Source organism: Bacteroides sp. D20, from assembly GCF_003436255.1.
Classification (GTDB): domain Bacteria; phylum Bacteroidota; class Bacteroidia; order Bacteroidales; family Bacteroidaceae; genus Bacteroides; species Bacteroides uniformis.
The window spans coordinates 53110-74321 of sequence record NZ_QSOO01000011.1 but is presented as its reverse complement, the minus strand read 5'-3'; the positions used below and the strand labels follow the sequence as shown (position 1 = coordinate 74321).

The window sequence follows — 21212 nt, the reverse complement described above, 5'->3', positions numbered from 1 at the left end:
GATATGAAAAGCATATGGAAAGTTATGTTGGCGGTTTGTTGCCTAGGTATGACCATTGGTTGTGGAACAAACCCGTCGAAGAATGAAAATGTAAAGGAAACGCTACCGGCATTGGTGGTCAATGGTACGCAGTTGATGAATACCGAAGGAGACACGGTGGTATTGCACGGTGTCAGCTATGGCTGGCATCAGTTCTGGCCCCGTTTCTACAATGCCTCTTCGGTTGCTTATCTGGTCAATGACTGGGGCGCACAAGTGCTTCGGGCCTCTATGGGAGTGGATTTGGATAGCGCCTGCTATGTGAACAAGCCCGAATTCGGTATTGAGTGTGTTACGAAAGTGGTGGATGCTGCTATCGAGAACGGCGTTTACGTCATCATCGACTGGCATAGCCACAATCTGCGGCAGGAAGAAGCAAAGGAGTTCTTCACCCAAATGGCTACCCGTTACAAAGGGGTTCCTAATGTCATCTATGAGGTTTTCAACGAACCGGTGGAAGACAGTTGGGAGCAGGTGAAGTCATACTCTGTGGAGGTTATCAAGACGATTCGTGCCATAGAACCGGATGCCGTTATCCTCGTTGGTTGTCCGCATTGGGACCAGGACATCCATTTGGCAGCGGACGATCCTATTACCGGATATAGCAATATAATGTATACACTCCACTTTTATGCCAACACCCACGGACAGTGGCTGCGCGACCGCGCCGACTATGCTCTGGGCAAGGGCTTGCCGATTTTCGTTTCCGAATGCGCCGGTATGGAGGCAAGTGGGGACGGCCCCATCAGTAAAGAAGAGTGGGGGAATTGGCTGGAGTGGATGCAGCGGCATTCCATCAGTTGGGTGGCTTGGTCCTTGTCGGACAAAGACGAGACTTGTTCCATGCTTTATCCGTCGGCTTCTTCCGAGGGAAACTGGAAAGATGCAGACATGAAAGAGTGGGGGAGAATGGTTCGTGACGAATTGACGACACTGAAAAAATAGCCCTTTAAAAACAATATGATTTAACCATTAATAATTAAGAAAAAAGAATTGTGCTTATGGAAGAAAAGAAGAATGATGCTGTGAAAACATGAATTGTTTGGAAGTAATTTTAAGTGTCAACGCCTTGATTGCATGTCACGGTTTCTTGACTTACTCTCATTTTGTTAACTAAAAAAATCTTCTTTTGGGAGGTTTTGTGTTTGTTTTAAATCTAAGAAATACAGTATGAATTTGAATTTTAGAAAGACAGCGCTGCTTGCGGGGATATGCTCGGTGTTCAGTCTGGGTTATGCTCCTCAGCTTTTCGCAGTATCATCGACGGATACCGTTGAGGCAGTGCAGCAAACAAAGAAAATTACGGGTGTCGTCAGTGATGCTATGGGCCCTATTATCGGTGCCAATGTATTGGAAAAAGGTACAACGAATGGTGTAATTACCGACATTGACGGTAACTTTGCCTTGAATGTGAAACCAGGAGCTACCATTGTAGTCTCCTTTATAGGCTATGTCAGCCAGGAAATAAAGATAACGAACCAGACAACAGTGAACATCACGCTGAAGGAAGACTCCGAGATGTTGGACGAAGTGGTGGTTGTGGGGTACGGTACGATGAAGAAAAGCGACCTTTCCGGTGCTTCCGTTTCCATGAGTGAAGACAAGATTAAGGGTTCTATTATCACCAATCTCGACCAGTCCCTTCAAGGGCGTGCTGCCGGTGTGACGGCAGTCAGCACTTCCGGTGCTCCGGGTTCTTCCTCCTCTATCCGCGTACGTGGTCAGGCCACTATCAATGCTAATGCCGAGCCGTTGTATGTAATTGACGGTGTGATTGTACAGAGTCAGGGACAAAGCGGTTCATCTTATGGTTTGGGCGATGCACTGGGTAATGGCTCGGTTTCCACCATTTCTCCGCTTTCCACCATCAACCCTGCTGATATCGTCAGTATGGAAATTCTGAAAGATGCTTCGGCAACCGCCATTTACGGTGCGCAAGGTTCCAATGGTGTGGTTTTGATTACGACCAAACGTGGTAAGGCGGGTGAGGCTAAGTTTACTTATGACGGTATGTTTGCCGTTCAACGCCAGACAAAGCGTCTGGATATGATGAATCTGCGTGAGTATGCCACTTATTATAATGATTTGGCAAACATGGGTGAAATCTCTGACCCTAGTAATTATTATGCCGATCCTTCTCTGCTGGGAGTAGGTACAAACTGGCAGGACGCCATCTTCCAGACTGCTTTGCAGCATCAGCACCAGATTTCGGCACAAGGTGGTACAGAGAAGATACAATACTACGTATCAGCTTCCTATATGGATCAGGACGGTACCATCATCGGTTCAAACTTTAACCGTTACAGCTTCCGTGCCAACTTGGATGCCCAACTGAAGAAGTGGTTGAAACTCGGTTTGACCGCCACCTATACAGCAACGGGTGATGACCTGAAACTGGCAGACAGTGATGAAGGTTTGATTAACTACTCGTTGACCACTCTTCCTGATATACCTATCTATAATCTGGATGGCAGCTATGCCACCGTTGTTCGCGAAGGCTACACGAATCCTAACCCGATTGCCCTTGCCATGATGGATGACATTCTGCTGGACCGTCAGAAACTGACGGGTAATATTTTCTTTGAGGTTACTCCGATTAAAAATCTGGTATGGCATGCCGAATTGGGTTATGACATCAGTTCCAGCAAAGGTGAGCGCTACAAGCCGATGGTTGATTTGGGTGGATGGGTACGTTCCAGTAATGAAAGCAATATCCAGAAAAACAGCAGTACATTCTGGCAATTGAAGAACTATGTGACCTATTCCGGAAACATAGGCGACAAGCATCATTATACAGCCATGGTGGGCCAGGAGTGCTGGGAGTCCAGCTATGACTTCACGAGTGTGTTCAATAGCGGTCTGCCTTCGGATGAAGTGCACAATCCTGCCTTGGGTACGGGAACCCCGACTATCAATGCAGGTTTTGGAAGCTCGTCTATGGCATCTTTCTTTACACGTCTGACTTATAACTATGCCGACCGTTATCTGGGTACTTATACCTATCGTTATGACGGCTCTTCAAACTTCGGTCCCGAGAACCGTTGGGCAGGCTTCCATTCATTGGCTACTTCCTGGCGCTTTTCCAACGAAACGTTCTTTGAACCGTTGAAGAAGGTCATCAGTAACGGTAAGTTGCGTCTGGGATGGGGACAAACTGGTAATGCCAACATCGGTGGTTATGCTTGGGGTACATCCATGAGTCGTATGCCTTCCGGTCTGGGTATGGGGTATCGCCCCTCCAATATACCGAATACTTCCATCAAATGGGAGTCCCAGGAGCAATGGAACGTCGGTGTGGATTTGGGATTCCTGCACGACCGTATCAACCTGACGGTAGAGTGGTACAAGAAAACTTCCAGTGATATGTTGATGCCGTTGCAGTTGCCTTCTTATATGGGTACTTCCGGTAATGCCTCTTCTGCATTGGCTGCTCCGAAAGGTAACTATGGTGACATAGAGAATACCGGTTTTGAAATCTCTCTGAACACACATCCTATTACGGGTAAGTTTGAATGGGATTCTGACTTCCAGATTTCTTTCAACAAGAACAAACTGAAAGGATTGGCTGGTACAGCCAATGCGCAGATTGTGGGTTACGGACAGTGGACCGATGTAGTCAGTGTATCCAGTGTAGGCGAATCACTTTATAACTTCTATGGATTTGTTTGTGATGGTGTTTACAAGGACCTGGAGGACCTTCAGACTTCTCCGAAACCTGCCAAGTACCCGGCAAACGGTGTATTCGACCGTACCAATACCGTATGGGTGGGTGATGTGAAATATAAGGATATCAGTGGTCCTGACGGTGTGCCCGATGGCGTTATTGACGACTATGACAAGACCAATATCGGTTCTCCGATGCCTAAGTTTACTTTTGGCTGGACCAATACTTTCCGTTACAAGAACTTCGACTTGTCCGTTTTCATCAACGGTTCCTATGGCAACAAGGTGTATAACTACCTTTCCATGAAGCTGACACATATGAACTCTCCCTGGACTAACCAGCTGAATGCTGTAAACGGACGTGCACAGCTTGTTCCTATCAATCCGAACAAGGTCTACGAAGATGGAACGATGTGGTATAATGATGTGTCTAACGTCATGGTGGCAAACCCGGGAGCTTCCATTCCACGCGCCACTATCAATGACCCGAATGACAACGACCGTATCAGTGACCGTTATATTGAAGATGGTTCTTATATCCGTCTGAAGAACATCTCTTTGGGATATACTTTCCCGAAAAAGACGATTGATAAACTGGGACTGAGCAACTTGCGTATCTATGCCAATATCCAGAACCTGCTGACCATTACCGGTTATGACGGCTATGACCCTGAAATTGGTGCCAGCACTTCAAGCGTCAATGTCTATGGTTTGGACAACGGACGTTATCCGTCTCCTACAGTTTATTCATTCGGCTTGAACGTTTCATTCTAACACTTTAAATTGAAGAAAACATGAAAATCAGATATATTAAATATTGGGCGTTTGCAGCTGTACTCGGTATGGGAACAGTTTCATGCGAGGATTTCCTGAACCGTCCTACCGAAGACAATTATAACGAATCGAACTTCTATCAGAATGACGAACAATGTGTGCAGGGGGTTAATTATCTTTATAACTCACCTTGGTATGACTTTCAGCGCGGTTTTATTAAAGTCGGTGAAATCTTGTCCGGAAACGTATACGAGGGAAACAGCCCTTACTTGAATTTTACGGTGAATGGTACGGATGAAAACCTTGTGAACATGTCCTATTCTCTATGGGCAGTGATTGGCCATGCCAATACTGTATATACTCGTTTGAAGACGGCAAATGCGTCAGAAGCAGTGAAAAATCAGTGTATGGGCGAGTGTCTGGCATGGAAAGCCATGGCTTACTTCTATTTGGTACGTAGTTTTGGCGCAGTACCCATTATCCATGATAATACGGACGAATTGAATTCCGGTAATTATAACTCCAAATTCAAAGTGGAGGCAGCAGATGTGTACGAATATATCATTATGACTCTGGAGAAAGCTATGGAGTTGCTTCCGGCCAGAGGTGAAACGGGACGTATTGACCGCTATTGTGCCGAAGGTCTTTTGGCTAAGGTGTATCTAACTAAGAGTGGCCTTTCCGGTACCCGCAATGCGGATGATTTGGCGAAAGCGGCAGAATATTCCAAGGATGTAATTAATAATTCCGGCCGTAACTTGCTGGCTAACTATTCCGATGTTTTCCGTTTGGCAAACAACAAGAATGAAGAGTGTCTCTTCTCCTGGCACTGGTCGGCAGGACGTGACCCCTGGACACAGCAGAATACGTTGCAGTCGGACTTGGCAATGGTGGGATTCGATGAATTTGGTGATTGCTGGGGCGGCTATGCAGGTCCGTCGGTTGATTTGCAGGATGCATTTGGAATTTCCGCTTTGGAAAGTCCTGAGACGCGTTCGGATACGGATACCCGTCGTAAGGCTACTATGATGATGGCAGGTGATGTATACGATTATTTCTGGCAGGACAAGGGCGGATTTGATTATCTGCGGTTTATTTATGATGCCGAATATGGGAAGGGAGGACCTAATGGCGATTACCAGTCTCCTACCGGTGCCAATCACGTGAAGCATCTCTATGGTAACAATAATGACCATGTATTGGGCTTGGGCGTATCGGCTGGTAATATGTACAGCGGCCTGGCAACCCATATCCTGCGCCTGTCCGATATCTATCTGGTATATGCCGAGGCGAAAATGGGACTGGCTACCTCTACTACAGACCAGAGTGCACTGGATGCTTTCAATGCAGTACGTGGCCGTGCCATTCCGGGAGTTACTCCGAAAACCTCCATTACTTGGGAGGACGTCTGGAAGGAACGCCGGCTGGAACTGGCTTGCGAAGGCGACCGTTGGTATGATTATGTACGTTTGGCATATTATGATTCCCAGCGTGCTATCAATGAGCTGAAGGCACAGCGCCGTGATGTTTATTATAGTCTGGGTACTACTTATAAGGCTTATTATGAAAACGGCAGTTGGACGGTGAATCCGGACGAGACCCGTTACAATCCGGATGCAAAGGCGCCGAATGTGACAGTCTCCAGCTTTACATTGCCGTTCCCGACAGAAGACGTGGTGTTCAATCCTAATTTGATGAAAGACCCGGTACACGTAGATGTACGTTCTGAATTCAGTTATTAATTTAATGCTTGAAAAGATGAAAAATAATAGATATACGAATTGGTTCTTCGCGGCAGCTGTTGTTGTAGCAGGCTTTTCCATGGCGGCTTGTGAGGATGAACCGGATAAATATGAAGTGGCAGGGGGAAAGCCTACCTTGAAATATGTTCGTGTCCCTGATCCGGCAGCGGCAGACTCTTTGCTGTCGGGGGCTTATATGGCGAATACGATTTGTCTGGTCGGTGAAAATCTGCGGAGTGTTTACGAGCTCTATTTCAATGACCAGAAGGCGATACTTAATACCAGTTACATCACTGACCATACACTTATGGTAGATGTTCCGAAAGAGATTCCTTCGGTAGTGACTGATAAGATTTATATGGTGACCAAAGCAAAGGATACCATAGATTATGATTTCAAGGTGTTGGTTCCGGCTCCTACCGTGAACTCCATTTCTTGTGAGTTTGCAAAGCCGGGTAGTGAGGTGACACTGATTGGTGACTATTTCATTGATGACCCGAATGTGCCGCTGACCATTACGATGGCCGGTAATGTGGAAGTGACTAATATTACGAACATAACCAAGACTGCGGTCAGCTTTATTCTTCCGGACAATGCTCCTGCAGGCTATATCAACGTGAAGTCCATTTATGGTACCGGACGTTCCAAGTTCCGCTATTATGATACACGTAACATTCTCTTTGACTGGGACGGTTCTCATGGCGGTATGGCTATTGCCCACGGTTGGCGCGATGGTAGCAAGGTGTTGAGAGAAGCCGATGAAAACAGTATTGACGGTGCTTATATCTGTCTCACCGGAGCACTTGACGGTGCTATCGGAGCTACTTGGGCAGAAGATGAGTTCTCGTTCAACTATTGGCCGGAACCGTCTGCCGGTTATCCCGAACTTTCTGCACGTCCTGAGTTTGCAGAACTGCTCGAGGAGTATGGCGTCAATGGCTTGCAACTGAAATTCGAGGTGAATATTCCTTCTTCCAATCCGTGGCAGTCTTGCGCTCTACAAGTGATGTTTACGGGTAATGATGTGGTGACTTATGCGACGGGAACTAATGCTTATTTTAGTGATACGAATGTGCCGCGTGGTTTGTGGTTGCCTTGGAAGAATACGGGTTCGTATGATACGGGTGGTAAATGGACAACCGTTTCCATGAATCTGTCCGAGTTCAACAAGACGCATGAAGGTAATAAGTGTGATAGAACTTTTGACAAGACTATGCTGACCGGATTGACATTCTTTGTCTGGGCAGGTGGTGTGGAAGGTAAGGATTGCAATCCGGTGATTATGATTGACAACATCCGTGTGGTACCTATTGAATAACCTTTTAAATAGAATACTGATATGAATAAAACATATAAATTTCCGGCACTGTGGATGATGTGCCTGATGCTCTTCAGTTGCTTGACGTTTACGGCCTGCGACAATGGGGATGATGAAGATACCAACCAATATAAAGGGGGAATCAGTCTGAATGTATTCGGACCGAGTCCCGTATCCCGCGGCGGTGTACTCCGTTTCCTAGGCAGTGGCATGGATAAGGTGACTGCGGTCGCTATTCCCGGTTGCGACGATATAACAGACATCGAAGTAGTCAGTGATACGGAAATCCGTGTCACTGTACCTCAGACAGCCCAGCCGGGGTTGGTTGTCTTGAAGACTCCGAAAGGGGATATTACAACAAAAACCGAGTTGACATTTACGGAGCCGATTGCTTTGGAGGCTTTTGCACCGGCAGAAGTAAAGCCTGGTAGTGAATTGACCATTACTGGTGAATATTTGAATTTGATTAAAGAAGTGATATTTGCTGACGAGGTAACAGTGCCTGCTGATGAGTTTGTCAGTCAAAGCCGTCAGGAGATTAAAGTTATTGTTCCTGATTCTGCTCAGACCGGTAAGTTCATCTTGTCTGATGGAGCTGAAATCCCCAATTGGATTTATTCTGAAGGGGAACTGGAGGTTACTTTGCCATCGGTAGAGGCTCCACTCGACCTGGTAGATAAGAAGCCGGGGGATGTCATTCGAGTTTCTGGTGAAAACTTTGATTTGGTGAAGAAAGTGCAGATGCCGAATGGGGATGAAGTTGAATTTACGATGACTGCCTCTTCCGAAGGAGATGAACTTACTTTTACATTGCCGGATAATGTCTCGGACGGAGAAGTTACGGTACTTCCTGCTTCGGATGTAAAAGTTGTGGTCGCTACTGTTGTAGTAGCTACGCCTTCGAACGTAGTGGCTGTTCCTGCTGTAAACTTGCGTGGTGGAGATATGATTACCTTGAAAGGTACCAATATGGATTTGGTGACTGATGTAACGTTCCCTGGTGTAGAAGAAGCAGTAGGATTGGAATCACAAAACTCGACTGAAATAAAGGTCTTGATGCCGGCTGCGGCTATTAGTGGTGATTTGCAATTGAATACAAATAGTGGAAAAGCAACTGCCGTATCTATTGCAACGGCAAAGCCGGAAAACATTTCTTATAGTGCGGCGACGGTCCCGGCAGGAGAGGCTTTGACTGTCAAAGGAGTAAATATGGATGTAGTTTCGGCTGTTGTATTCAGTGGTAATGTGGAGGTTACCGTATCCGATGCCACCGCTACTGCCATTTCCTTGACTGTACCCACAACTGCTGAAACCGGGGCCTTACTCTTGAAGATGGCCAATGGTGAATCTGTGGAAGCACCGTCTTTGACAATAGAGAAACCGGTATGTGCCTATTTGCCGGCATTGCCTGACAAATTGGTTCGGGGACGAATTGTGGAACTTGAGATTGTTAATGCTGATAAGCTGACAAATGTATTGCTGAATGAGGCTGCTGTTCAGTATATCAATGATGCAGCTAAAGGGGTATTGATGTTGAATGTACCGGCTGAGCTGGATGGAACTTATAGCCTAAAACTGATTTCTTCAAATGGTGAAATTGCTTATGATGTTCTTGTAGTTGCCAATGAAGAAACAGTTTGGGCTGGTCCGCTTGATATTAGTTGGGGTGATGGAGGACGTGTGTTGGTACCGGCTGTATCTTTTGCCAAGGTAACGGCAGGCACTGTCATGAAAGTCTATTTTGATCAGAAAGACCAGACTTGGGCACAGGCTCAGTTTAACTATGGCGATTGGAGTGGCATAGCTTTCTCTTTGTTTGATACGACTATGGTACCGACAGACATTTACGGATGGAGTTTCGAGAGCCGTGTGATGGAGTTGACGTTGACTCAGGAGATACTTGATAATATTCAAGCTAAACAAGGAGATTGTGAAGACCAGACAAATGTAGGTATCATTATTCAGGGCAGTGATTTGACGTTTACAAAAATAACGATTGTAAATTGATGAATTGTGGCTTGAAGAATGTGACTATGGATGCCCTGATTAAGAATGAAATAAAATCATAATTAAGATGAAGAAACTGAATATAAAATGGATGCTTTCGTTGATAGCAGCTTTTACTTTTGCCTCCTGCGATACTGATGTCGATCATGATATCCCAGCAGTGGATACACCGGTATTGGTGTCTACTACTCCTGAAAGTGGAGCAGCCAAAGTGAAAACGGGAGAAATCACTATTGAGGTGAAATATGACAAGAATATATTCTTTGCAACAGACAATCTGAGCGAAATCAAGTTTACCGGTGGTGAACTGATAAGTGCCGATGTACTTGGCGCAAGCAATATACTGACTGTAAAAGTGAATGTTCCCGGGAGAGAGACGGCTTGTTCTCTCTCTATCCCCGAGGGAATAGTAACCGGACCGAACCAGATGCCTGCTCCGGCTGTATCGGTTCAGTTCTCTACTGTCGCTTTGGACAAGGCACTGGTTGCCGCTAGTTCGGCCAAAGCTGTGAAACTGTACAATTATCTATTGGATAACTTCGAGACGAAGACACTTTCAGCTATGATGGCCAATGTTGCCTGGAATACGGAAATGTCCGAAAAGGTGTATGGATGGACTGGAAAATATCCGGCTATCAACTGTTTCGACTATGTTCATCTGCCGGCATCTGTAGCTGGAGCAGACTGGATTAATTACGGTGACATTACTCCTGTTAAGGATTGGTCTGACAAAGGTGGCATCGTAGCTGCCATGTGGCATTGGAATGTACCCAAGAAAGCTGTAGGCGAAGCTTCTTCTACCCAAATATGGGAAGGAGAGACAGTAATGCCGGGTGATTGGAGTGGAAATGTACAGATGACGGATGATGCTGCAAAAGCTGTCTTTGCTGATGCACAAGTGGGTCAGGTGATACGCGTGGCTGTGAAGGATGTGGCAGCGGGTGCACAAGGTTCGTTCAAAAACAGTGGTTGGAGCGAGATTGCTTCAGGAACTGATTATTTTGACATATCCGGGGACTATACATTGGTGATTACCGAAGATGTTTTGAAATCCCTGCAAGAAGGTGGTCTCATCATTGGTGGACATGATTATACAGCAGTTGCTGTTTATCTTGAAAATAACGGTACAGCTCTCGACCCGAATAAGGATTATGCCTTTTATAAGGCAGATACGGAGTTTGATGCTACCAATGCCACAGTGGAAGGCACTTGGGAAAACAAGGTGTTTACCGAAGATTTGAAAAATGCTGCCGCTTACTTGAAGCTATTGAGAGATGCGGATATTCCGGTATTGTGGCGTCCATTCCACGAGGCAGCCGGTGGCTGGTTCTGGTGGGGTAAGGATGCTGCCAGCTTTAAATCTCTGTGGATTGCTATGTTCAATTACTTCAAGACTGAAGGATTGGATAATCTTATCTGGGTTTGGACTACCGAGGGCAATGATGCCGATTGGTATCCGGGAGATCAATATGTAGACATCGTGGGACGTGATGTTTATAATAAGGAAACTGCAGATTGTGTTTCAGAATATACTTCCATTGCCGAAAATTATGGAAACAAGATTGTTTCGCTGAGTGAATGTGGTACGGTCGGACTTATTTCCGAACAATGGGCATCTGGTGCACGTTGGAGTTGGTTCATGCCGTGGTATGACGGGACAAATGAGGATGGTAGCCCGGTAGTCCATGCTGATGAAGCATGGTGGAAGGATGCTATGAGCCAGGAATTTGTTGTTTCCCGTGAAGAGCTTCCTTCTATGGAATAGCAATTTTTAATAATAAAATAGAAAGGGTTGTCTCTGGTTAGTATCGGGGCAACCCTTTCTGTCTTTTATAGCTTTTAGTTGTTGGTTATAGAATTCATGCTTTATACTTTTTAGGAAAAATAGTAATGGATGTTAAATGAGTGTCGTTATTTGATAAAATAGTATTATAAGGTTTGCTGCTAAAAGTCTACTTTTGTCAAGCCTAATTAAAATTTGATAATAATCATATAATGTTTAACCGCTAATGAAATGAAAAATGCCTATGAGAAAGGAGTGATATGTATACCAACCACTTTATAGAATAAGGTATATTTAATTTTTCCTCAAAAAGAGAAGTTTAACCTTATATTAAACGGTAGATGCCGCCAGGCAATACCAATTCATTAATCTAAGAAAAATACAAGTATGAATTTAAATTTCAGAAGAACCGCGCTGCTCGTGGGTATCTGTTCGGCTGTCAGCCTGACTTATACTCCGCAACTTTTCGCCGCATCGGTCGATGCAATAGATGCTGTGCAGCAAGCAAAAAAAATCACAGGTACTGTAACAGATGCAATGGGACCGGTCATCGGTGCCAATGTATTGGAGAAAGGAACCACAAATGGTGTCATTACCGACATTGACGGTAATTTCACATTGAATGTTCAGCCGGGAGCAACGATTGTTGTGTCTTTTATCGGTTATCAGCCGCAAGAAATAGTGGTAGGTAACCAGACTAGTTTCAAGATTCAGCTAAAGGAAGATACGGAATTGTTGGATGAAGTAGTCGTAGTGGGTTACGGTGTACAGAAGAAGAAACTGGTGACAGGTGCTACGGTTGAGGTAAAAGGCGAAGACATCGCAAAATTAAATACTACGCAGGCATTGGGCGCTTTACAAAGCCAGTCTCCGGGTGTAAATATTCAGGCCGTTTCCGGTCAGCCGGGTGATGGGTTTAAAATTAATATTCGTGGTGCTGGTACTAACGGAAATACAGCTCCAGTTTACGTTATTGATGGTGTAGCCGGTGGCGATATTAACGCCTTGAATCCTGCCGATATTGAACGTATTGACGTGTTGAAAGATGCTGCATCTTGTGCAATTTACGGTTCGAGCGGTGCCAACGGTGTTATCCTTATTACTACGAAGCAGGGTAAGGTAGGAAAGGTTTCTGTATCTTATGATGGAAACATAGGTTGGGCAAATATATATAAGATGCCTGATATGTTGAATGCCAAAGAATATATGGCGGTAATGGATCAAGTGGCCTATAATAATGGAGGCCAACCGTATGATTGGTCAAAATTCGTAGATGCTGATTTGCTGACTGCTTATCAGAATGGTACCAATCCTGGTACAGATTGGGTAAAAGAATTCCGGAATAAAAATGCTGTGGTTACTAATCATGCGTTGAATGTAACAGGTGGTTCTGAATTCTCCAAATTTTCGACAGGTATAGGCTATCAGTATCAGGATGGTGCATTCGGTGGTCCGGTGAAGACTGACTATCGTCGTTTTACTTTCCGCATTAATTCTGAGCATGTGATATATCGTAAGGGAGATGTGGATGTGATAAAGTTTGGTGAGAATATATATTATCAGCACAAACAGAATCAAGGTGTGCAGTTAGGTAATCAATATTCGAATGACCTTTCTAATGCTTTGCGTGCTATTCCTCTGATTCCTGTATATAATGAAAATGGTGATTTCTTCATGTATGATGATTTGAAGAATTTTGGAACGAGTGCTAATGGTATACTTGATTATACTGCATATGCTTCTAATCCGATGGCTCACATGGTATATAATCAGGCTGGGAATAATAAGAATAAGAATTTTAATCTGAACACAGCGGCATATCTGGAAGTACAACCACTTAAGAATCTTATTTATAAAGGTCAGGTTAGTTACAAACAATGGTCAAGTTCATGGCGTTCATATCTTCCCGTTTACCAAATTAATAATCAGGGAGATAGCCGTGATAAAGACCAAACGATAAATAACGTGTCTTTGGGTTGGAACTGGAGTTTGACTAATACGTTGAGTTATCGGTTTGATATTACAGACTTACATCATTTTGATGTTTTGGCTGGTACAGAGTATTCTAAATCAAGACCAACTTATGGCGAATCAGTAGAGGCAACCGGTTATAATAGTGCTTTTGGTGACTTTACACATGCTTATTTGCATAATACAGAACGTAAAGCTACTGCTACAGTAAATGGTTATCCCTCGGATTATGGTTCTAAGATGTCTTATTTTGGACGTTTGAATTATGACTTTAAGGAAACTTATATGTTTTCTGCTATCATTCGTGCCGATGGCTCGTCTAAGTTTGCGAAAGGCAATCAATGGGGATATTTCCCATCATTCTCTGCTGGTTGGGTTATTTCAAACGAGGCTTTTATGAAGAATACTGCTTCTTGGCTTGGTTTCTTGAAAGTCCGTGCTGGTTGGGGACAGAATGGTAATGACAATATCCCTAATTCAAATTGGCGTGCCGGTTACGAGTTTGGCGATTATGGTCTTTATACATTTGGCTCGGATAAGAATGGAGGTACAACCGGAGCTTACCCGAATCGTTTGGCTAACCCCGATTTGACATGGGAAACTTCAGAACAGACCAATATCGGTATTGATGCCCGTTTCTTGGATAACCGTCTGAGTTTTACCATGGACTGGTATAGCAAGCAGACGAAAGACTTGTTAGTGGAAGTGGGTACCAATGCGGCTTCCGGTTTCGCTACTCAATATCAAAATGCTGGTACGGTAAAGAATACTGGCCTTGAACTTTCAATGGGCTGGAGAGATCAGATTGGTAAGGAGTTCAAGTATGGGGTGAATGTCAATATGGCCTATAATAAGAATGAAGTAACGGAGGTTAATAACGCCAATCATTTTATTGAAGGCGGTAATGATTTGTTGGCTCAAAGTACGGGTCGGTTTGTCCGTATGGAAGAAGGACATCCTATTGGCTATTTTTATGGTTATAAGACGGATGGTGTCATTCAGAACCAGAATGACTTGCAGGCATATCTTGACCAGAATTGTAAAGGAAATGCGGCAAACTCTAAGCAAGGTGCAAGTATTAAACCGGGTGATTTGAAGTTTGTGGATGTTGATGGAAATGGGGTGATTAATGATGACGATAAGACTGATTTGGGTAATCCTCATCCTGACGTGACAATGGGTCTTACGTTAAGTGCGGAATATAAAGGATTTGATTTCTCTGTAACAACCTATGGCGCTTTTGGTGCACAGGTAGCTCGCTCTTGGCGAAAGTTCTCAGATGGACAGTATGAAAACTATACGACAGAAGTTTACGATTACTGGCATGGCGAAGGAACCTCAAACAGATATCCGCTGCTTGCGCCGGGAAATAGTGGACAGAATTTCCAGGCCATTTCAGATATTTATATTGATGATGCCGACTATGTTCGCATTCAAAATCTGACTATAGGATACGATTTCAAGAGAATTTGGAAGAACTGTCCGTTCCAGCAACTTCGTGTGTATGCTGCTGCACAGAATCTATTTACTTTTACCGGTTATAAAGGGATGGATCCGGAGAATGGTAGAGCCCTCAATGACAAAGAACCGTGGGTAACCGGTGTTGATGTAGGTAACTATCCTCAACCTCGTACTTATATGGTAGGTGTTAATGTTAAATTCTAAAATTGATACACGATGAAAAAAATAGCATATTTAATAGGTGCAGCTTTGATGATAGCAGGAATGTTTGCTTCTTGTAGCTTGGACTCGATGAGTCTGACGGAAAAAGATACGACCAATTTTCCTAAAACGGCTGAAGATGCCAATCAGGCTTTAGCTGCCATATATCAGAACCTGAATAATGTCAATGCTTTTCCACAGCAGTCTTTCTTGTATAATTCTCTGCTGGCTTGCGATGATATGTTGGGTGGTGGTGGTCCCAATGATAAGTTGATGCAATCTTTGGACCTTATTTGTAATACGGGTACAAATGCTACGCAGGACTACTGGGTGGCTCGCTATCAAGGAATCAACCGTGCCAATACGTTGTTGGAGGCTCTTGCTGGTATTGAAATGGATCCGGAAGTAAGAGCGCAGGCTGAGGGCGAAGCCAAGTTCCTTCGTGCTTTTTATTACTACGAGTTGGCTTCCATGTATGGGCGCGTACCTTTGGTGATTACTGCTTTGTTGCCCGAAGATACTACTCCTCCGACTGCCGCTGTTATCTGGGGGCAGATTCTGCAGGATCTTCGCGATGCGGCTGCAAATATGCCGGCTGTTCGCAAGTCGGATGGGCATGTTGATAAATATACGGCTGAAGCTATGTTAGGACGTGCTTGGTTGTATTATACTGGTATGTATGGCAATGGTGAAACTCTGAACGATTTGGTTAGTACGAACTATAGTCCGTTGACTTCAGTTGATTTGCCTGATGGGACAACTTTGACCAAGCAGGATGTGGTTGGGTATATTGATGATTGTGTGAATAATTCTGGTTATAGTCTTGTTCCTGAGTTTCGTAATTTGTGGGCATATACCAATAAATGTACGGTAGAAGATTTTCCGTTTACTGCCGGTCAGGGATTGAAGTGGGTAGAAGATGATGCAGCGGTAAATCCCGAATCCATGTTTGCCATTAAATATAATAAACTTGCATCTTGGAGCACTACTATCGGTTATGGTAACGGTTATGCTCTGCATTTTGGTGTACGTGGCAATGATCAGGCCAATTCTTTCCCCTTCGGACAAGGATGGGGTGCCGGTCCTGTAGCTCCCAATTTTTATAATGATTGGAGTGTGGCAGAACAAGATGATGCCCGTCGTCCGGCCTCCGTATTCAAGACGGAGGATATGCCGAGTTATAATAAAGGTGGTGGTGACGGCTTTATCCAAGAAACGGATTATTATCAGATGAAAATAGGTTCTATCATGGCTTATAGTACGGATGCGGCTGGAAATAAAACGATTGAGCCGGTATTTGAGAAGATAATGTATGGTGCCGACGGCTGGATTAATGATAATCTGATGCAAACCGGTTCTATTCATGATTTGGTTTTGATTCGTTTTGCGGATGTATTGTTGATGCAGTCTGAATTGAAGGAAGATGTTTCCGGTATAAACAGAGTGCGTAGTCGTGCCGGACTTGAACCTATTGGTACATATTCGTTGGCTGCATTGCAGAATGAACGCCGTTGGGAATTATGTTTTGAAGGTACTCGCTGGAACGATATTCGCCGTTGGCATATTGCTGCCGATGCCCTTGAAAGACAGACGGGAGCAAAGGTTTATACAAATGGGGCTGAAAGCCGTAATGTGGCGCAGAACGGTGGTTATGCCGCACGTTATAAGGCTACGGCAGGTTTCCAGAAGATTCCCGAAAACCAAGTCCTCCTGAATGAAGGAAAGGTAGAACAAAATGAGGGTTATACGGATGCAAGTGCTGAGTATAATGGTTGGCAAGAATAGAATATGAATTTAAAATGAAAAAAGATATGAAAAAGATATTATTCGCAATACCTTTGTTTGCAATGCTGCTGGTGGCTTGCGATCCGATAGTGGATGAAATCAGTCCGGATCCCAATGTCACACCGGAAAATCTTACTTTTGAACTTGTGGCCAAGAACCAGGGAAACAACAACATTCAGATTGTTCCTACTCCGTCACGTTATGTGAAGGTTTATGATGCTACGTCTGATATCAAGTTGGCAGAAGGTACGGCTCCGTCGGTTCAAGTAGCTCCTCCTAATAAAGAATTGCAAGTATATGTAACAACCATTAATTCGGACGGCTCCATAACAAAATCGGCTTCCAAATCAATAGCAGTAACGGAGTATACAGATCTTCCCGCTATTTATGCTGATGTATTCGGCACAACTCCGGACGGTGGTTATGGAACAACCACTTGGGTCTGGAATACAGAAGCTGCAGACGGTTGTTGGGGTAATGGAGGTTATCTCGGCAATACCGGCCCCGGTTGGTGGATTTGTGATGCTGTGGGAGATGTCGGAAACGGTAGAGGGCAAATTGATGAACAAGCTGTAGGAAAAGGATTGCCTGATGATGGATTAAATGGTTGGTTCTCACTTAGTTTGACTGGTGTTCAGACAAGTCGTGGTGAAAGTGGTTCTGTCAAGGTGTCAGAAGATGTGGTGCAATCCGGTTGGGATGTAGGTACTATGGAGTTCTCTGGTACTATTCCATTGTTAGGTATACAGCCGAATCAAGGAAATGCACGTCAGTATGAGTATCATATTTTGAAGATTACAGAAGATGAACTTCGTCTTTGTGCTCCTGAACCCGGTGCTGGCGCTTGGGGTACGGCATGGTTCTGGAACTTCAAGAAAAAATAGTTAATATTGAAAGGTACGGGTGGGTAACGACCACTCGTATACTTTTATTACTAATTAAAAAAATGCAACAATGAAACGAACTTTCTTTTTGATATTACTGTTCTTCTGTGCTCTTTTTGTTAAAGCGGATGTTTTGGGACCGTATACAATGGATAGTAATGTACCTCCCACACCAACCGGATATGCTCGGGTTGTACTTCCGATAGGAGGTGCTGACGCTTCGGTAGCCGTAAGCATAACTGTTTGTGACGAAAGTGGTCAACAGTATGTTTTGAGAACTACTACCCCAAATGCTGCTCCATATTGTTATTTCTTGGCTTATGGCGTTTACCGCGTGGTCGCTTTAGAGGATTGTACAGCACAATCTAATTGGGGCGCACTTACGGTTGGTACAATTTTCGAAGTGACAGGAGGTGGCTATATTTCTTTAAATTATATAGGAACAATCTCTACTCCAAGTATTGTTCAAGCATCGGGTACTGATGATAATGTTCCTCCTTCCAAAGTAGGTTACAATATAATGAAAGTGTATGGAATAGAGACAAACGGCGGTGGGGTGTTGGTTGATTCTGACAAAAAAGAATATGGTATCTTTAATTATACCGGACATATAGGCGGTGCTCATTACTTTTACATTAAGCCAGGCACATACACTATAAAATCTTTGAGTGCTACCAATGGAAATTATATTTATTTGGAGTATGGAAATGTTAGACAACCGCTTTCTGCTGGTAGGACTTTCACAGTTCCTGCGTCATTCTTCTCCATTGTGTTTTCTAAAAAGGCACTTTAAGAATAATCTATAAATGAATTATTCAACTCAAAGCAGTTGTCGTTACCCCCCCGACTTTATTAGTCGCCCGTAACATCGGATAATTGTAAATGCATTAACCGAATAGTACAATTGTTTAATGGTTAAATCAGGAAAAGGCGAGTCGTGAGATTCGCCTTTTCGCATTCATTCTCTATTGCCTTTCCGGATGCAATTCACATTCCTTTTTGTATTACCCCTGATTTCAGGGCGCAGAATGTTTCTTTTTATCCCTGCATCTCCTTCACCTCCTTCTCCCATCCTCCTGTTCATTGGCTTTCCCGGTGAAACCGCTTTCCACCCTCATCGCCCCGCCTTTGCATCGCGCGACACGCCGTAGTATCCCGGCATGGCCCGGTAGATGGGTTGCGTGGGCTTCCCCACATTCTTCAGCTTGCCCTCTTGCTGCAACCGTTTCAGGTGGACGTTCGCGGTGGTGCGCGCCATGCCGCAGAGCGCTTGGAAGTCACTGCGAATCAGCACGTCGTGGTCGGCAAAGTATTCTTTCAGCTTCATGTCTATCTCCACTTCCGAAAGCTTCAGGGAGTGGCGGGTGTATTTACTGCGGATGGCATTGACTCCCGTCATCGCTTGTTTCAGCCTGACGTCGGGACGGAAGCTGATGCTTTTCAGCCGGAGTTTCAGGTGCTTGTTCGGGGTGCTGCGGGTCACTTTCTGTGTGGCTTCCAGGGTGGGGGCGAAGTAGCCCAGCCCTTCGATGTGCACCTCGTGGCCGTCGCGCAGTTCTTCGCCGCAAATTTGCGCCAGGCAGTCTATCGCGTTCATCACGTCGCCCACCGTGAGCGAGCTGCGGGCATGCACGCGGTTGTAGAGCTGCCGCATGGTTACTTTCCCGTTGAGCAACGGGCGGGGATGGAGGCCTCTCTCTTCAGGGGCTTCCTCATTAGTGCCCGGATTCTCGTACCAGTCATATAGTATTGCCATATCAATAGGTTTTAGTGCGTTCAACATACTTGTTTCTTCCCTCGGAAGTGTCTTCCTGTAAGTGAACGACTCCGGTCGGCCGAACGAATAACCCGGGTCGTTCGATTGAACGACCTAAGTCAGTCGATTGGACGACCCGGGGCGTTCACTTGTAAGGAACCGTGCAAATATACTGAAAATAAAGGGTTCCGCAGCATAAATAGGTATGTTTGTCAGCAGGAATGATTTTTGAAGAATAATCGGAGAATGGCTTGCAAAACGCCCTCGGCAGGCAGTAACTTTGGCGAAGAGGCGAGAGGAAAGAAAGGATGATTCCCTTCCCCGGAACCTCCCAATAATCATTTTAATAAAAATACTTATGAAGAAAAAACTGATGACTTTGCAGCAACACCGGCTCTTGAAGGAGGCGGGACAACTGATAGCCTTTTCCGAAAGGCTGAAACACGCACAAAAAGAAACGACCGACCGAAACCGGGAGGAGCGGGAAGAAAAGCGCCGCCGGAGCGCGAAAGCCGCAAGCACCGTGACTGCACTGAGCGGCGACATCGAGGAGTTCCTCACTTCGCGCTACGACTTTCGCTATAATCTGCTGACGGATGAAACCGAGTTCCGCCCCGCCGGACAACGCTCTGCCGCCTTCACCCCCGTGGGCAAGCGCGAGTTGAACACTTTCTGCATCGAAGCCCATGCCGAAGGTATTCCTTGCTGGGACAAGGACTTGAACCGATACGTCTATTCCACTTACATCCCTGCCTACCATCCCTTCCTGCTCTACATGGACGAACTGCCCGATTGGGACGGCAAGGACCGGCTGACTGCGCTTGCCTGCCGCGTCTCTTCCCGGCTCCACTGGGTGCGGGGATTCCATACCTGGATGCTGGGGCTTGCCTCGCAATGGATGGGCGTGTCCGGACTGCATGCCAACAGCGTGGCTCCCGTTCTCGTCAGCCGCGAGCAGGGACGACGGAAATCCAGCTTCTGCCGCGCCTTGATGCCTGACGTGCTGACGCGTTACTATGCCGACAACCTGAAACTGACCTCGCAGGGACAAGCTGAAAGGATGCTGGCGGAAATGGGGCTGCTCAATATGGACGAGTTCGACAAGTATGCCGAAAGCAAGATGCCGCTGCTGAAAAACCTGATGCAGATGTCGGTGCTCAACATCCGCAAGGCCTATCAGCAGAACTTCAGGCAACTGCCCCGCATCGCCTCGTTCATCGGCACCAGCAACCGCTTCGACCTGCTGACCGACCCCACGGGGAGCCGGCGCTTCCTCTGCATCGAGGTGAAGCACGACATCGACTGCACCGGCATAGAGCACGACCGGATTTTCGCCCAACTGAAAGCGGAACTCATTGCCGGACGGCGCAGCTGGTTCACCAAGTCGGAGGAGGAGGAACTGCAACGGCACAACGAGGCTTTCTATCGTGTCAGCCTTGCCGAGGAGGCGGTTCGCAGCTTGTTCCGTGCCCCGCTTCCGGCAGAGAAGAGCATCGACCTGACTGCCGCCGACATCTTTGACGAGTTGCAAAAAAAGCATCCCGCCCTGATGCGTGGCAGCAATCCCGTGCAGTTCGGCTCGGTGCTGTTGCGGGCGGGACTGAAACGCCGGCATACGAAGTACGGCAATGTGTACGAGGTGGTGAGAAGGAAAAAAGAAGTTTCACCGGAAAGGGTTGAACGATAGGGAAATAATGCGAAAGGTGAAGGGGTGAAGGAAGAGAAAGCCGGTTTATAGTCTCATTACGGATTGACATAGATTCCTATTAATTCAGGTTGTAGATGCCGATGGGATAAATATTTTCGCTCATAATAACTGTATATTTTA

12 protein-coding genes are annotated in these 21212 nt (G+C 45.5%); 11 read left to right on the top strand and 1 reads right to left on the bottom strand.

Annotated elements, in window-relative coordinates:
• Window positions 1-3 precede the first annotated feature (3 nt).
• The 10 genes from DXD78_RS12495 (at window position 4) to DXD78_RS12450 (ending at window position 18421) form a co-directional block, all read left to right on the top strand.
• A complete protein-coding gene (locus DXD78_RS12495) occupies window positions 4-984 on the top strand; it encodes a glycoside hydrolase family 5 protein (protein ID WP_005825023.1) in 981 nt (326 codons plus the stop codon).
• 225 nt (window positions 985-1209) lie between these two features.
• Window positions 1210-4476 (top strand): TonB-dependent receptor, encoded by a 3267-nt coding sequence (locus DXD78_RS12490; RefSeq protein WP_005825021.1) that lies wholly within the window; start codon window positions 1210-1212, stop codon window positions 4474-4476.
• A 20-nt stretch (window positions 4477-4496) separates the two neighbouring features.
• Window positions 4497-6218, top strand: a complete 1722-nt coding sequence (locus tag DXD78_RS12485) for a RagB/SusD family nutrient uptake outer membrane protein (protein ID WP_005825019.1) — start codon at window positions 4497-4499, stop codon at window positions 6216-6218.
• 16 nt (window positions 6219-6234) lie between these two features.
• Complete coding sequence (locus DXD78_RS12480; protein WP_034525433.1) at window positions 6235-7536, top strand: glycan-binding surface protein; 1302 nt, start codon at window positions 6235-6237, stop codon at window positions 7534-7536.
• A 21-nt stretch (window positions 7537-7557) separates the two neighbouring features.
• Window positions 7558-9543: a hypothetical protein gene (locus tag DXD78_RS12475; RefSeq protein WP_005825014.1), complete on the top strand. Its 1986-nt coding sequence runs from the start codon at window positions 7558-7560 to the stop codon at window positions 9541-9543.
• 67 nt (window positions 9544-9610) lie between these two features.
• On the top strand, window positions 9611-11308 hold the full coding sequence (locus tag DXD78_RS12470) for a glycosyl hydrolase (RefSeq protein WP_005825012.1): 1698 nt from the start codon (window positions 9611-9613) through the stop codon (window positions 11306-11308).
• A gap of 405 nt (window positions 11309-11713) precedes the next feature.
• A complete protein-coding gene (locus DXD78_RS12465) occupies window positions 11714-14962 on the top strand; it encodes a TonB-dependent receptor (protein ID WP_005825009.1) in 3249 nt (1082 codons plus the stop codon).
• Between the two features lie 12 nt (window positions 14963-14974).
• The gene (locus DXD78_RS12460; RefSeq protein WP_005825008.1) at window positions 14975-16744 is read left to right on the top strand and encodes a RagB/SusD family nutrient uptake outer membrane protein; all 1770 of its coding nucleotides are present in this window, start codon (window positions 14975-14977) and stop codon (window positions 16742-16744) included.
• 26 nt (window positions 16745-16770) lie between these two features.
• Window positions 16771-17628: a hypothetical protein gene (locus DXD78_RS12455; protein ID WP_005834823.1), complete on the top strand. Its 858-nt coding sequence runs from the start codon at window positions 16771-16773 to the stop codon at window positions 17626-17628.
• Window positions 17629-17698: 70 nt separating this feature from the next.
• Window positions 17699-18421: a hypothetical protein gene (locus DXD78_RS12450; RefSeq protein ID WP_005825006.1), complete on the top strand. Its 723-nt coding sequence runs from the start codon at window positions 17699-17701 to the stop codon at window positions 18419-18421.
• 321 nt (window positions 18422-18742) lie between these two features.
• Here DXD78_RS12450 and DXD78_RS12445 read toward each other — a convergent pair whose 3' ends face one another.
• Entirely contained in the window at window positions 18743-19384 is a 642-nt protein-coding gene (locus tag DXD78_RS12445) for an HU family DNA-binding protein (RefSeq protein ID WP_005834825.1), read from the bottom strand.
• A gap of 358 nt (window positions 19385-19742) precedes the next feature.
• Here DXD78_RS12445 and DXD78_RS12440 point away from each other — a divergent pair, with 358 nt between their 5' ends.
• On the top strand, window positions 19743-21071 hold the full coding sequence (locus DXD78_RS12440; protein WP_009037798.1) for a VapE domain-containing protein: 1329 nt from the start codon (window positions 19743-19745) through the stop codon (window positions 21069-21071).
• Window positions 21072-21212 lie beyond the last annotated feature (141 nt).